The following is a 12,865-nucleotide window of genomic DNA, read 5'->3' as shown; positions in this document are numbered from 1 at the left end:
CCAGCAGGGGCAGAGCAGGGCAGGAACAGGGTTTCAGTCGCGGGTCAGTTCCGCCTCGGCTTCCGCGAGAGCCGCGAACTCCTCCTCCGGGGCCGAGGCCACCAGGTGGTGCCGACTGTAGATCGCGAAGTAGGCCAGGGCGACGGCGTACACCGCCAGGGCGATGAATGCGGCGTCCTTGTCCACCAGGAAGGTGGCGACCAGGGCCGACAGGGCGAGTGCGAAGGCCACCGAGGAGGTCAGGATCCCGCCCGGGGTGCGGTACGGACGCTCCAGGTCCGGCTCCCGGCGGCGCAGCACGATGTGCGAGAGCGCCATCAGGGCGTAGGAGATGGTGGCGCCGAACACCGCGATGTTGAGCATGCGGGCTCCGTCACCGGTGGCCGCGGCCAGGGCGAAGCCGATCGCGCCGGGGATGACCAGACCCAGGTACGGGGCCTTGCGCTTCGAGGTGAGCGAGAGGAAGCGGGGCAGGTAGCCGGCCCGGGAGAGGGCGAACAGCTGGCGCGATCCCGCGTAGATGAGGGAGAAGAAGGAGGCCACCAGGCCGGCCAGGCCCGCGTAGTTCACGAAGCGGCTGAGCGCGGTCGGACCGCCGTCCCCTTCCAGGGCCACGACCAGCGGGTTGCCGGCGGCCTTGACGGCGTCGGCGCCCTGGGCGCCGGTCGCGGCGAAGAAGGTGATCAGGGCGAGCAGGGCGAGGATGCCCATGGAGATGGAGAGGGCCTTCGGCATCGAGCGGACCGGGTCCTTGGCCTCCTCGGCGGCCAGCGGTACGCCTTCCACGCCGAGGAAGAACCACATGCCGAAGGGGAACGCGGCCCAGATGCCGAGGACGCCCAGCGGCAGCCAGGAGTTCGAGCCGAAGGCGTCCGCGTCGACGGGGATGTTGTTCAGGCCGGAGGCGTCGAACTCGGTGAAGGCCCCCACCGCGAAGATCAGCAGCGCGGCGACGGCGATCGCGGTCACGACCAGGCTGAAGCGGAGCGCCTCGCCGACGCCCCAGAGGTGGACGCCGATGAAGATGACGAAGCAGCCGAGGTAGACGGGCCAGCTGGAGGTGAGTCCGAAGAGGCCGAGGGATTCGACGTAGTCGCCGATGAAGATGACGATCGCGGCCGGGGCCAGGATGTACTCGATGAGGATGGCGGTGCCGGTGAGGAAACCGCCCCACGGGCCGAGCGCGCGGCGGGCGAAGCCGTAGCCGCCGCCCGCGGTCGGCAGGATGGTGGACAGCTCGGCGAGCGAGAAGACCAGACAGGCGTACATCGCGCCCATGAGGACGGTGGCGATGGCGAGGCCGCCGAAGCCGCCCTTGTCGAGGCCGACGTTCCAGCCGGAGAAGTCCCCGGAGACGACATAGGCGACGCCGAGACCGGTGAGGAGCAGCCAGCCGGCGCTGCCGCGGCGCAGCGTCCGGCGCGCGAGGTACTCGTCGGGGCTGTCCCCGCCGTCGGGGGACGTGGTGGGTGCGGGTACGGCTGCGAGCCGTGCTTCGATGTCGTCGGCCATCGTGCGCTCCTGCCTAGGGCAATGGTTGTGGGGCGTACCTTTGCCTTAGAGGAGTGGAGTGCGCAAGACCTCTGCGTTAAACAGAGGTTACGAAACCCTCTCGGGCCGCCCCTGGCGTGGCTCAGGTCAGGAAGCCCCGCAGCAGCGCCGCCGTGCCGCAGCAGTGCTCGCGCATGGTCTCCCGGGCCCCGGCGGCGTCGCCCTCCAGCACCGCCTCCACCAGCGTGCTGTGCTGCTGCTGGGAGTGCTCCAGGTTGCGCACGAGCAGCGGGATGCAGTCCAGCAGGTCGTTCACGGTGGCCCGGACGCCGGCGTACTGGGCCGTCAGGGTGGCGGAGCCGGCCAGTTCGCACAGGGTGAGGTGGAAGAGCGTGTCCTGGCGGCGATAGTCGGTGAGCGGGGCGTCATGGGTAGCGGCCAGGGCGCCGAGCAGCCGTTCGGTGCCCTCCTCGGTCAGGCCCTGGGAGGCGCACAGTCCGGCCGCCCCCACCTCCAGGACCTCGCGGAACCGCAGGACGTCCTCGATGTCCACCCCCGCGACGCGCCGGCGCAGCTCCTCCTCGGCGCCGCCGGCCGGGGTGTCGGGCCGGGGCAGCACGAACGTTCCGCCGTACCGCCCGCGCCGGGCCTCCACGAGCCCCTGGTCCTGCAGCACCTTCAGCACCTCGCGCAGGGTCACGCGGCTGATCCCCATGCGCTCCGCCAGCTCGCGCTCGGGCGGCAGCCGTTCGCCGCCCGGCACCAGACCCAGCCGGACCACCTGGAGGATCTGCTCCAGCGCCTCCTCGAAACCGTTGCCCGCCCGCACCTGTCGCAGCACGGGATTCAGTCGTGCGGTGGCGCCGCCTTCGCTCGCCGTATCGGTCATCTCGGCTCCTCCCCTTCCCAAGCAATGGTTCTATTCAATACCTTAGGCCTCCTCGGCTCACCGAAGGAGAGATTCCAGTGGTAGACCGCAAGCCGCCGCTCGCGCCCGAGGAGCTCCGCTCCCTCGTCGCCAGTGGTGAGATCGACACAGTCGTCCTGGCCTTCCCCGACATGCAGGGGCGGCTCCAGGGCAAGCGGTTCGCCGCACAGTTCTTCCTCGACGAGGTCCTCGAGCACGGTACCGAGGGCTGCAACTACCTCCTCGCCGTCGATACCGACATGAACACCGTCGACGGTTACGAGATGTCCTCCTGGGACCGGGGCTACGGCGACTTCGCCATGCACCCCGACCTCGCCACCCTGCGCCGCATCCCGTGGAACCCCGGCAGCGCCTTCCTGCTCGCCGACCTCGCCTGGAACGACGGCTCGCCCGTCGTCGCGGCGCCCCGGCAGATCCTGCGCCGCCAGCTGGAGCGCCTCGCCGAGGCCGGCTACACCGCGATGGTGGGCACCGAGCTGGAGTTCATGGTCTTCCAGGACACCTACGAGCAGGCCTGGAACTCGGGCTACCGAGGCCTGACCCCGGCCAACCAGTACAACATCGACTACTCCGTCCTCGGGACCGGCCGCATCGAACCACTGCTGCGCCGGATCCGCAACGAGATGCAGGCCGCGGGCCTGATCGTGGAGTCGGCCAAGGGGGAGTGCAACCTCGGCCAGCACGAGATCGCCTTCCGCTACGACGAGGCGCTCACCACCTGCGACCAGCACTCCGTCTACAAGACCGGAGCCAAGGAGATCGCCTCCCAGGAAGGTGTCTCGCTCACCTTCATGGCCAAGTTCGACGAGCGCGAGGGCAACTCCTGTCACATCCACCTCTCGCTGGCCGACGCCGACGGACGCAACGCCATGGCCGGGGACGGCCCAGGCGGAATGTCACCGGTGATGCGGCACTTCCTGGCCGGCCAGCTGGCCGCGCTGCGCGACTTCTCCCTTCTCTACGCCCCGAACATCAACTCGTACAAGCGTTTCCGGCCGGGATCCTTCGCGCCGACCGCCGTCGCCTGGGGCGTGGACAACCGGACCTGCGCCCTCCGGGTCGTCGGCCACGGCCGCTCCATGCGCTTCGAGAACCGCCTCCCCGGCGGCGACGTCAACCCGTACCTCGCCGTCGCCGGCCTGGTCGCGGCCGGGCTCTACGGCATCGAGCACCGCCTGGAGCTCCCCGAGGCCTGTGGCGGGAACGCCTACACCGCCGACTACGCACACGTCCCCGCCACCCTGCGCGAGGCCGCCGAGCTCTGGGAGAACAGCGAGATCGCCAAGGCCGCCTTCGGCCCCGAAGTGGTCGCGCACTACCGGAACATGGCCCGCGTGGAGCTCGACGCCTACGACTCCGCGGTGACCGACTGGGAGCTGCGCCGCTCCTTCGAACGCCTGTAGCCACCGCACGCCACCGAACGAAACTGTGAGGCACCACGTGTCCGACGCGCTGGAAGTGTTGAATCCGGCCACCGAGGAAACCGTCGCCGTCGTCCCGGCCGCCACACGGGACGACGTCGACGCCGCCGTCGCCCGGGCCGCCGCGGCCCAGCGCGCCTGGGCCGCGGCCGCCCCCGCCGACCGGGCACGGCTGCTGCGCCGCTTCGCCGCGGTCGTCGACGGCCACATCGAGGAACTGGCCCAGCTGGAGGTCCGCGAAGCCGGCCACACCATCGGCAACGCCCGCTGGGAAGCCGGCAACGTACGCGACCTCCTCGACTTCGCCGCCGGGGGAGTGGAACGGCTCGCCGGCCGCCAGATCCCCGTCGCCGGCGGCATCGACATCACCTTCCTCGAACCCCTCGGCGTCATCGGCGTGATCGCCCCGTGGAACTTCCCCATGCCGATCGCCGCCTGGGGCCTGGCCCCGGCCCTCGCCGCCGGCAACGCCGTCATCCTCAAGCCCGCCGAGACCACCCCGCTGACCGCGCTGCGCCTCGCCGAACTCGCCCTCGAAGCCGGGATCCCCGAGCACCTCTTCCAGGTGCTCCCCGGCCGCGGGGACGTCGCCGGCGACGCACTCGTCGAACACCCCGGCGTCGCGAAGATCGTCTTCACCGGGTCCACCCGCGTCGGCAAGCAGATCATGGCCAAGTGCGCCGACCGGGTGAAGCGCGTCACCCTCGAACTCGGCGGCAAGAGCCCCAACATCGTCTTCGCCGACGCCGACCTCGAAGCAGCGGCGGCCGCCGCCCCCATGGCCTTCCTCGACAACACCGGCCAGGACTGCTGCGCCCGCACCCGGATCCTCGTACAGCGCTCCGTCTACGACCGCTTCCTGGAGCTCGTCGCCCCCGGCATCGCGGCCGTGACCGTGGGCGACCCGCTCGACGAGAAGACGCAGATGGGCCCGCTGATCTCCCGGACCCAGCTGGACCGCGTACGCTCCTTCGTCACCGACGACCTCACCGCGATCCGCGGCACCGCCCCCGCGGGCCCCGGCTTCTGGTACCCGCCCACCCTCGTCACGGACGTCGCCCCCACCGCGCCCGTGGCCGCCGAGGAGGTCTTCGGACCGGTCGCCGTCGTCCTGCCCTTCGAGGACGAGGAGGACGCCGTACGCCTGGCCAACGCGACCGAGTACGGCCTCTCCGGCTCCCTCTGGACCCGCGACATCGGGCGCGCGCTGCGCGTCTCGCGCGCCGTCGCCGCCGGCAACCTCTCCGTCAACTCCCACAGCAGCGTCCGCTACTGGACCCCCTTCGGCGGCTACAAGCAGTCCGGGCTCGGCCGCGAGCTCGGACCCGACGCCCTCACCGCATTCACCGAGACCAAGAACGTCTTCATCAGCACGGAGGCCTGAAGCACATGTCCAACGAAGAGATCATCTGCCGCCGCCTGGTCGGCCGCACCGCCGTCATCACCGGAGCCGGCAGCGGCATCGGCCTCGCCACCGCCCGCCGCCTCGCCTCCGAAGGCGCCAACGTGGTCTGCGCGGACATCGACGAGACGGCCGGCAAGGCCACCGCCGAGGAGGTCGGCGGTCTGTTCGTCAAGGTCGACGTCACCAGCCCCGAGGAGGTCGAGGCGCTCTTCAAGACGGCCTTCGACACCTACGGCTCGGTCGACATCGCCTTCAACAACGCGGGCATCTCGCCCCCGGACGACGACTCCATCCTGACCACCGGCCTGGAGGCCTGGAAGCGCGTCCAGGACGTCAACCTCACCTCCGTCTACCTGTGCTGCAAGGCCGCCCTGCCCTACATGCAGCGCCAGGGTCGCGGCTCCATCATCAACACCGCCTCCTTCGTCGCCATCATGGGCGCCGCCACCTCCCAGATCTCCTACACCGCCTCCAAGGGCGGCGTCCTGGCCATGTCCCGCGAGCTCGGCGTGCAGTTCGCCCGCGAGGGCATCCGCGTCAACGCCCTGTGCCCGGGGCCCGTGAACACCCCCCTGCTGCAGGAACTGTTCGCCAAGGACCCCGAGCGCGCCGCCCGCCGCCTCGTCCACATCCCGCTGGGCCGCTTCGCCGAGCCCACCGAGATCGCCGCCGCCGTCGCCTTCCTCGCCAGCGACGACTCCTCCTTCATCAACGCCACCGACTTCCTCGTCGACGGCGGTATCTCCGGCGCGTACGTGACCCCGCTGTAGGCCTCACCAGCGCCGCACCGCACCGCACCCCGGCCGGCCGGGCGCCGCAAGGTGCCCGGCCGGTCCCTCAGGGCTGTCCCGATCCTCGAAGGAGCAGCATGCAGAGAAAATGGGCAGCCCCCCTCGCCCTCGTCGCGGTCACCGGATCCGGCCTCCTGGCGGCCCCGCCGGCCCAGGCCGCGCACACCCCCTGTCCCCGCGTCACCGTCGGCTCCGGCTGGTACGGGGACAACCAGACCCGCCTCCAGCAGCTCATCGACCGGTACGGCAGCTGCAACCCGTACCGGACCGGCCGCACCAAGCCCGTCGCCGTCTTCGACTGGGACAACACCGTCGTCAAGAACGACGTCGGCGACGCCACCATGTTCTGGCTCCTGCGCAACGGCCGGATCCGCCAGCCCGCCGCCGGGGACTGGTCCACCACCAGCCGCCACCTCACCCCCGCCGCCACCAAGGCCCTGGCCGACGCCTGCGACGCCCTCGCCCGCCCCGGCGCCCCGCTGCCCACCGGCACCCCCGCCGGAGCCGCCTGCGCCGACGAGATCAACGCCGTCTACGGCACCGCCGCGACCCGCGCCGGCGCCCCCGCCTTCGCCGGCTGGGACCGCCGCACCACCGAACCCTCGTACGCCTGGCTCCCCCAGCTGATGCAGGGCTGGACCGCCCGCGAGATCCGCGGCTTCGCCGCCGCCGCCCGCAGCGAGAACCTCGCCGCGCCCGTCGGCGCCACGCAGCAGGTCGGCACCACGACCACCGCCACCGGCTGGGTCCGCTACTACGACCAGCAGAAGGACCTGATCAAGGGCCTCCAGAAGGCCGGCTTCGACGTGTGGATCAGCTCCGCCTCCCCGCAGCCCGTGGTCGAGGTCTGGGCCCAGGGCACCGGCATCGAGGCCGACCACGTCATAGGCATCCGCAACACCACCACGTACGGCGGAAAGTTCACCGCCCACCTCCAGGGCTGCGGATCCGTCCGGGACGGCGCCGATACGATGATCACCTACATCGACGGCAAGCGCTGCTGGATCAACAAGGAGATCTTCGGCGTGCGCGGCGCGGCCGCCGAAAAGGTCCAGCCCGCCGCCCGCCGCCAGGTGTTCGCCGCCGGCGACTCCGACACCGACATCTCGTTCCTGCGCGACGCCACCGCCCTGCGGCTCGTCGTGAACCGCAACAAGAACGAGCTGATGTGCCGGGCGTACGACAACAGCGACGGCCGCTGGATCGTCAACCCCATGTTCATCGAGCCCAAGAAGCGGAAGACCGACCCCTACCCGTGCGCGACGACCGGCTACGTCGACCACGACGGCACCAAGGGCCCGGTCCTGCGGGGCGACCGGAGCGTCGTCCCCGACCAGACGGACTCCGTGTACTAGGGGCCCACGAGGTTCGGCGAGCGATGACTGTCACCCTGCCTGTGTAACATCCGAATTCGGATGGCAGTCATTATTCGGAGGGGTGTCCGGATGTGGGAGCCCGCCGCGCGCGGTCGGATCGGGCTGACAGGCGCCGCCTGCGTCTTCGACCAGATCGTCACCGAGGAGGCCCACCAGCGCCTCGGCCTCGGGACGGTGATGAGGGGAGCACTCACCGGCGCGGCCGTCGAGAACGGTGCGGCCACCGGCATCCTGGGCGCGACCGTCCAGGGCCGGGCGCTCTACGAAACGCTCGACTGGAAGGTCCTCGCACCGCTGACCGGCTTCGTCCACAAGCCCGTCGCCCGCACCTAGCCCGCATCCAGCCCGTACCTAGAGGAAGGTCCGCCCCTCGCCCCGGTAGGTCGGCACGCTGTCGGTGACCCGGTCGCCCTCGATCAGGTGCAAGGTGTCGAACCGCTCGCACAGTTCGCCCGCCTTCGCGTGCCGGAACCAGACCCGGTCGCCGATCAGCAGATCGTCGGCCGGGCTCCCCAGCAGCGGGGTCTGCACCTCGCCCGCGCCTTCCTGGGGGTCGTAGCGCAGCCCCTGGGGCAGGTACGGGACCGGCAGCCGGTCCGCCCCGGCCGCACCGGAGGCCGGATAGCCGCCCCCGAGCACCGTCACCACACCCACCCCGGGCCTGCGCACCACGGGCTGGGCGAACAGGGCCGCCGGACGCCCGCTGAACGACGTGTAGTTGTCGAACAGCCGGGGCATGTACAGGCCCGAACCCGCAGCTATCTCGGTCACCGCGTCCTCGGCGGCCGTCTGCTGCACGCTGCCGGTACCGCCGCCGTTGACGAACTCCAGATCCGGTACGACGGCCCGCACGGCCCGCACCACCTCGGCCCGCCGCTCCGCCAGCTCCCTGCGGGCCGCGCCCTGCATCAGCCGGATCGTCCGGGACCGCAGCGGGCGACCCGCCAGCGAGTCACCGACCCCGGCGACATGACCCTCGTACGCCATCAGCCCCACGACCCGGAACCCGGGCCGGTCGGCCACCGCCCGGGCCAGCCCGGCCAGCTGCGCGGGCTCGCGCAGCGGGGAGCGGCGGGCCCCGATCCGTACCCGGCCGCCGAGCAGCCGCAGGGACGTGTCCAGCTCCAGACAGACCCGGACCTCCTCGGCGCCCCCGTCCCGGGCCGCGTCGATCAGGTCCAGCTGCGCGAGGTCGTCCACCATCACCGTGACCGCGCCGGCCAGCTTGGCGTCGTTCGCCAGCTCGGCGAAGCCGGCCCGGTCGGCGGAGGGATAGGCGAGGAGCACGTCCTCGAACCCGGACCGGGACAGCCAGAGCGACTCGGCGAGGGTGTACGACATGATCCCGGCGAACCCGGGGCGGGCGAGGACCCGTTCCAGCAGCGCGCGGCACCGGACCGACTTGCTCGCGACCCGGACAGGCTTGCCGGCGGCGCGGCGGACGAGATCGTCGGCGTTGGCGTCGAAGGCGTCGAGATCCACGATGGCCAGCGGCGCGTCCAGGTGCGCGGTCGCCCGGTCGTACCGGGCGCGGTCGGTGGCGGCGGAGTTCATGGGCGGCAGCTTGCCAGAGGTCTCTACCGGTGGGTAGTGGTTCCCCGCCCCGCCCTTTCCCCGTTTCCCGGGGCGCCGCCCCGGAGCCCCGCGACTCGGTCCCCGGCGGGGCCGGGGGTGGTGCGGCCGGCTGCCCGCGCGCCTCAAGGACCGGGGCTCCGCCCCGATCCCCGTGCCTCGATCGCCGGCGGGGCTGGTTTGGCCGGGGCGCTGCCCTGGGATCTCCGCGCCTCGAACGCCGGCGGGGCTGGATCGGTGCGGCGGGGCTGGACCGGTGGAGTGGGGCTGGTTCAGGGGCGGTACCGGCATCCACGCTGCGCCGCCGACGCCGTAGAGTACGGGCAGGCAGCCGTACGGAACGGGGGGCGGAGCCGCCGGATGACCACGACGACACCGCGGACCGCGATCCTGGGCGAGCCCGAACCGACCCCGCCCCAGCCCGAGTCCGCGCCCGCGAACACGCGCCGCCACCCCGTACGGGTCCTCGCCGCCACGCTCTGCGTCCTCCTGGGCAGCGGCCTCGTCGGCGGGGCCGCCCTCACCACCTGGGCCGAACACCGCGCCGCGGCCCGCCCCCTCCCCGCCGACGCCGCCTACCGCAAGGCCGGGTCGCTGTGGCGTGCCGCCCCCGTCGACAGCCTGCTCCCGCCCGTCCTGACCGGCCCCTCCGCCGGCCCCGGCGGCTCCGACCGCACCTGGACCCGGATCGCGCTCGCCCCCGACGCCGACTGCCCGGCCGCCCTCGCCGCCGACTGGCAGGCCCTGCTGGCCGCCACCGGCTGCACGCGCGTGCTGCGCGCCACCTACACCGACGCCACCCGCAGCTCGCTGATCACCGTCGGCATGGTCTTCACCCCCGCCGACGCCCCCACGATGACCGCCCTCAAGGGCCGGATCCCCGCTCCGCCCGCGTACGGGTTCACCGACGCGCAGCGCGCCGCCTGGGCCACTTCCGTACTCACCGAGGCACCCGTCGTCGTCTACACCGTCTCCGCCTTCGCCGACGGCCGCGCCCTGGACGCACCCCGCCCCGCCGCGGACCTGATGAAGAAGGACGCCACGGGAGCCGCCGCCCACGCCGGTCTCGGCCACGAGGCCCAGGCGCTCGCCGACCGTGTCGGCCACGGCCTCGCCTTCCTCGCCGCACCACCCGCACCGCCCACCACGCCCGCACCGCGCACCCCGGAGCCCACCCGATGATCCGCCGGGCCTCCGGGCAGGCCGCCGCCGCCCTGCTCGCCGCGACCCTCCTCGTGTCCGCCACCGCGACCCCCGCCGCCGCCGACAACATCCGCGACCGCCAGTGGGGCCTGCTGGCCCTGCGCGCCGAGGAGGCCTGGGGCACCACCCGGGGCGCCGGAGTGACCGTCGCCGTCCTCGACACCGGCGTCGACGAGTCCCACCCCGACCTCTCCGGTCAGGTCCTCGCCGGCACCGACCTCATCGGCATGGGGGCCGGCCCCGGCGACCGCGCCTGGGCCCGCCACGGAACCGCCATGGCGAGCATCATCGCCGGGCACGGCCACGGCCCCAGCCGCGGCCAGGGCGTCCTCGGCATGGCCCCGCAGGCACGGATCCTGCCCGTCCGGGTGATCCTCGAAGAGAGCGACCCGGGCCGCGCCCAGGCCCGCGACAGCAAGGGCGGGTCCCTCGCCGAGGGCATCCGCTGGGCCGCGGACCACGGCGCCGACGTGATCAACCTGTCCCTCGGTGACGACAGCGACTCCGCACACCACGAGGCGGGGGAGGACGAGGCCGTCCAGTACGCCCTCGCCAAGGGCGTGGTCGTCGTGGCCTCCGCGGGCAACGGCGGCGAGGCGGGCGACCGCGTCTCCTACCCGGCCGCCTATCCGGGGGTCATCGCCGTCACCGCCGTCGACCGCCGCGGCAAGAAGGCCAAGTTCTCCACCCGCAACTGGTACGCCACCGTCAGCGCCCCCGGCGTCGACGTCGTCATCGCCGACCCCGACCGCTCGTACTACGAGGGCTGGGGCACCAGCGCCGCGGCGGCCTTCGTCTCCGGCGCCGTGGCCCTCGTCCTGGCCGCGCACCCCGACCTGACCCCGGCCCAGGTGAAGAAGCTGCTGGAGGCGACCGCCTCCGACTCCCCGGCCGGCGGCCGCGACGACGCCCGCGGTCACGGGCTGGTCGATCCCGTCGCCGCCCTCCAGGCCGCCGAGGAGATGCGCCCGGAGGCTCCGGCGCCCGTGCCCGCCGCGGCCGGGAGCACGTACTTCGGCCCCGGCCCCGCACCGGTGCGCCCGCCCGAGCGGGGCGCCCGGCTGGGAGCCCCGGCGGCCGCGGTCGCGGGGGCGGTGCTGCTCGTACTGGCCGCCGTACTCGCGCGGCGCCCGCGCCGGGGCACCCGGGGCCGTGGCCAGGACCCGTACGCGGCACAGTAGGGTCGGGTAACTGTGGCGAACATGGCGAACAAGAACATTCCCGACCCGGGATTCTCCGACGACGACGGCTCCGCCGACCCCCGGCTGACCGCGGCCCTGGCCGCCTGGTCCGAGGACCGGACGAAGGAGCCGGAGGTGCTGGCCGCGCTCAGGGGAGCCCGCCTGCTGGTCCCGGTGGTCGCCGTCCTCGGTGAGGTGGAGACCGACCCGGAGACGGGCCTCAAGCGCGAGAAGACCAGCGACATGGCCGTCCCGACCCTGCGGGCGGGCGACCGGCGGGCGCTGCCCGCCTTCACCTCGATCGCCTCGCTCGCGCTCTGGGACCCCGCGGCCCGGCCGGTGGCGGTCCCGCTGCACCAGGCGCTGGCGGCCGCCGCGCACGAGAAGGCCGACACCGTGGTCCTCGACCTGGCCGGCCCCGTCACCTACCAGCTGACCGGTTCCGCGCTGCTCGCGCTCGCCGAGGGCCGCACCGACGCGGGCCCGCTGGCCGATCCCGCCGTGCGGGAGGCCGTACGGGCCGCCGTGTCCGCGGAGCCGGCCGTCCTGCGCGCCCACCTCGGCCCGGGCGGCGGCGACTCCGACGGCACCCTGGCGATCGTGCTGGCCGAGGGCGCGCAGGCGCCCGCGGCGGCCCGGCGCGTCGCCGAGGCGCTGGCGGCGGACACCACCCTGCGGGCCCGGCTGGTCCGCGGGCTGGACCTGGCGCTGCTCCCGTCGGACGCTCCGGCTCCGCCCGGCGAGCCCCTGTTCGCCCGCTGACCGTGAGCCGTGGGCGCGCGGCCCCCGGACATGACGACGGCCGGTGCACCCCCGCGGGGGTGCACCGGCCGTCGTCATGTGTCTTTCCGGTACGGGCTCAGCCGAAGACGGGACCCGTGAACTTCTCGCCCGGCCCCTGGCCCGGCTCGTCCGGCACGATCGAGGCCTCGCGGAAGGCGAGCTGGAGCGACTTCAGGCCGTCGCGCAGCGGGGCGGCGTGGAAGGAGCTGATCTCGGTGGCGCTCGCGGTGACCAGGCCGGCCAGGGCCGTGATCAGCTTGCGGGCCTCGTCGAGGTCCTTGTGCTCGGAGTCCGGCTTGTCCAGGCCCAGGTTGACCGCCGCGGCGCTCAGCAGGTGCACGGCCACCGTGGTGATCACCTCGACGGCGGGCACGTCCGCGATGTCGCGGGTCATGGTGTCGTAGTCGGGGGCGCCGTCGGCAGCGGGTTCGGTGGGGGGTGTCGCGTCAGTCATGCGCCCCACGATATGCCGTGCGGCGGGCTTGTGGCACGGGTGCTAGTATGTACTTCGACCGGCCGGATACTTCTGTGCCCGGCCCACAAGTGGAGGCTCCGTTCTCCCACCTGACTGCCCTCCGGGGTGGCGGGTCACCGGTCAGGCGGCATCCATCGTTCCGTACGGACGATGGAAAGCTGCCCGAGTCTACGCCCCGCGGTTCGCACGCGGCGGTGTTCCGGTTGTTTTGGAGCCCCTGCCTGTGCCCGGCGGGGCTT

12 protein-coding genes are annotated in these 12,865 nt (G+C 73.0%); 8 read left to right on the top strand and 4 right to left on the bottom strand.

What is annotated here, in order from left to right:
• Positions 1–33 precede the first annotated feature (33 nt).
• On the bottom strand, positions 34–1,512 hold the full coding sequence (gene eat / locus ACFY04_RS15305) for an ethanolamine permease (RefSeq protein ID WP_389116892.1): 1,479 nt from the start codon (positions 1,510–1,512) through the stop codon (positions 34–36).
• Between the two features lie 121 nt (positions 1,513–1,633).
• A complete protein-coding gene (locus ACFY04_RS15300; RefSeq protein WP_389116891.1) occupies positions 1,634–2,380 on the bottom strand; it encodes a FadR/GntR family transcriptional regulator in 747 nt (248 codons plus the stop codon).
• A 77-nt stretch (positions 2,381–2,457) separates the two neighbouring features.
• Between ACFY04_RS15300 and ACFY04_RS15295 the strand changes: the two genes are divergently transcribed.
• The 5 genes from ACFY04_RS15295 to ACFY04_RS15275 all read left to right on the top strand — a co-directional run bounded on the left by ACFY04_RS15295 (position 2,458) and on the right by ACFY04_RS15275 (position 7,745).
• The gene (locus ACFY04_RS15295) at positions 2,458–3,822 is read left to right on the top strand and encodes a glutamine synthetase family protein (RefSeq protein WP_314249475.1); all 1,365 of its coding nucleotides are present in this window, start codon (positions 2,458–2,460) and stop codon (positions 3,820–3,822) included.
• A 37-nt stretch (positions 3,823–3,859) separates the two neighbouring features.
• Entirely contained in the window at positions 3,860–5,224 is a 1,365-nt protein-coding gene (locus ACFY04_RS15290; protein ID WP_389116889.1) for an aldehyde dehydrogenase family protein, read from the top strand.
• 5 nt (positions 5,225–5,229) lie between these two features.
• The gene (locus tag ACFY04_RS15285) at positions 5,230–6,015 is read left to right on the top strand and encodes a 3-oxoacyl-ACP reductase (protein ID WP_389116888.1); all 786 of its coding nucleotides are present in this window, start codon (positions 5,230–5,232) and stop codon (positions 6,013–6,015) included.
• 98 nt (positions 6,016–6,113) lie between these two features.
• A complete protein-coding gene (locus ACFY04_RS15280) occupies positions 6,114–7,391 on the top strand; it encodes a haloacid dehalogenase-like hydrolase (RefSeq protein ID WP_389116886.1) in 1,278 nt (425 codons plus the stop codon).
• A gap of 60 nt (positions 7,392–7,451) precedes the next feature.
• Positions 7,452–7,745 carry a hypothetical protein gene (locus tag ACFY04_RS15275; RefSeq protein ID WP_389116883.1) on the top strand — a complete coding sequence of 98 codons (294 nt, stop codon included), beginning with the start codon at positions 7,452–7,454 and terminating at the stop codon, positions 7,743–7,745.
• 18 nt (positions 7,746–7,763) lie between these two features.
• Here ACFY04_RS15275 and ACFY04_RS15270 read toward each other — a convergent pair whose 3' ends face one another.
• Positions 7,764–8,966, bottom strand: a complete 1,203-nt coding sequence (locus ACFY04_RS15270) for an amino acid deaminase/aldolase (protein ID WP_389116881.1) — start codon at positions 8,964–8,966, stop codon at positions 7,764–7,766.
• Positions 8,967–9,344: 378 nt separating this feature from the next.
• Here ACFY04_RS15270 and ACFY04_RS15265 point away from each other — a divergent pair, with 378 nt between their 5' ends.
• Genes ACFY04_RS15265 through ACFY04_RS15255 form a run of 3 tightly spaced genes read left to right on the top strand, consistent with a single transcriptional unit; the run spans position 9,345 to position 12,130 of the window.
• Complete coding sequence (locus tag ACFY04_RS15265) at positions 9,345–10,166, top strand: hypothetical protein (protein ID WP_389116880.1); 822 nt, start codon at positions 9,345–9,347, stop codon at positions 10,164–10,166.
• A complete protein-coding gene (gene mycP, locus ACFY04_RS15260; RefSeq protein WP_389116879.1) occupies positions 10,163–11,368 on the top strand; it encodes a type VII secretion-associated serine protease mycosin in 1,206 nt (401 codons plus the stop codon). Before ACFY04_RS15265 ends, mycP begins: the two co-directional genes overlap by 4 nt.
• Positions 11,369–11,389: 21 nt before the next feature.
• A complete protein-coding gene (locus ACFY04_RS15255; protein WP_389116877.1) occupies positions 11,390–12,130 on the top strand; it encodes an SseB family protein in 741 nt (246 codons plus the stop codon).
• Between the two features lie 97 nt (positions 12,131–12,227).
• Here ACFY04_RS15255 and ACFY04_RS15250 read toward each other — a convergent pair whose 3' ends face one another.
• On the bottom strand, positions 12,228–12,605 hold the full coding sequence (locus tag ACFY04_RS15250) for a DUF1844 domain-containing protein (protein ID WP_030723460.1): 378 nt from the start codon (positions 12,603–12,605) through the stop codon (positions 12,228–12,230).
• Between the last annotated feature and the right edge of the window lie 260 nt (positions 12,606–12,865).

Origin of the sequence: Streptomyces sp. NPDC001549, from assembly GCF_042894025.1 — a bacterium.
GTDB classification, from domain to species: Bacteria; Actinomycetota; Actinomycetes; order Streptomycetales; family Streptomycetaceae; genus Streptomyces; species Streptomyces kutzneri.
Note: the sequence above shows the minus strand (reverse complement) of the source record. Positions and strands in the feature narration are given on the sequence as shown.

Excerpts from the sequence above, each read along its gene's own strand:
- eat (WP_389116892.1), bottom strand. The coding sequence starts at position 1,512 with ATGGCCGACGACATCGAAGCACGGCTCGCAGCCGTACCCGCACCCACC.
- ACFY04_RS15300 (WP_389116891.1), bottom strand. The coding sequence starts at position 2,380 with ATGACCGATACGGCGAGCGAAGGCGGCGCCACCGCACGACTGAATCCC.
- ACFY04_RS15285 (WP_389116888.1), top strand. The coding sequence starts at position 5,230 with ATGTCCAACGAAGAGATCATCTGCCGCCGCCTGGTCGGCCGCACCGCC.
- ACFY04_RS15280 (WP_389116886.1), top strand. The coding sequence starts at position 6,114 with ATGCAGAGAAAATGGGCAGCCCCCCTCGCCCTCGTCGCGGTCACCGGA.
- ACFY04_RS15275 (WP_389116883.1), top strand. The coding sequence starts at position 7,452 with ATGGCAGTCATTATTCGGAGGGGTGTCCGGATGTGGGAGCCCGCCGCG.
- ACFY04_RS15270 (WP_389116881.1), bottom strand. The coding sequence starts at position 8,966 with ATGAACTCCGCCGCCACCGACCGCGCCCGGTACGACCGGGCGACCGCG.
- ACFY04_RS15265 (WP_389116880.1), top strand. The coding sequence starts at position 9,345 with ATGACCACGACGACACCGCGGACCGCGATCCTGGGCGAGCCCGAACCG.
- mycP (WP_389116879.1), top strand. The coding sequence starts at position 10,163 with ATGATCCGCCGGGCCTCCGGGCAGGCCGCCGCCGCCCTGCTCGCCGCG.
- ACFY04_RS15255 (WP_389116877.1), top strand. The coding sequence starts at position 11,390 with ATGGCGAACAAGAACATTCCCGACCCGGGATTCTCCGACGACGACGGC.
- ACFY04_RS15250 (WP_030723460.1), bottom strand. The coding sequence starts at position 12,605 with ATGACTGACGCGACACCCCCCACCGAACCCGCTGCCGACGGCGCCCCC.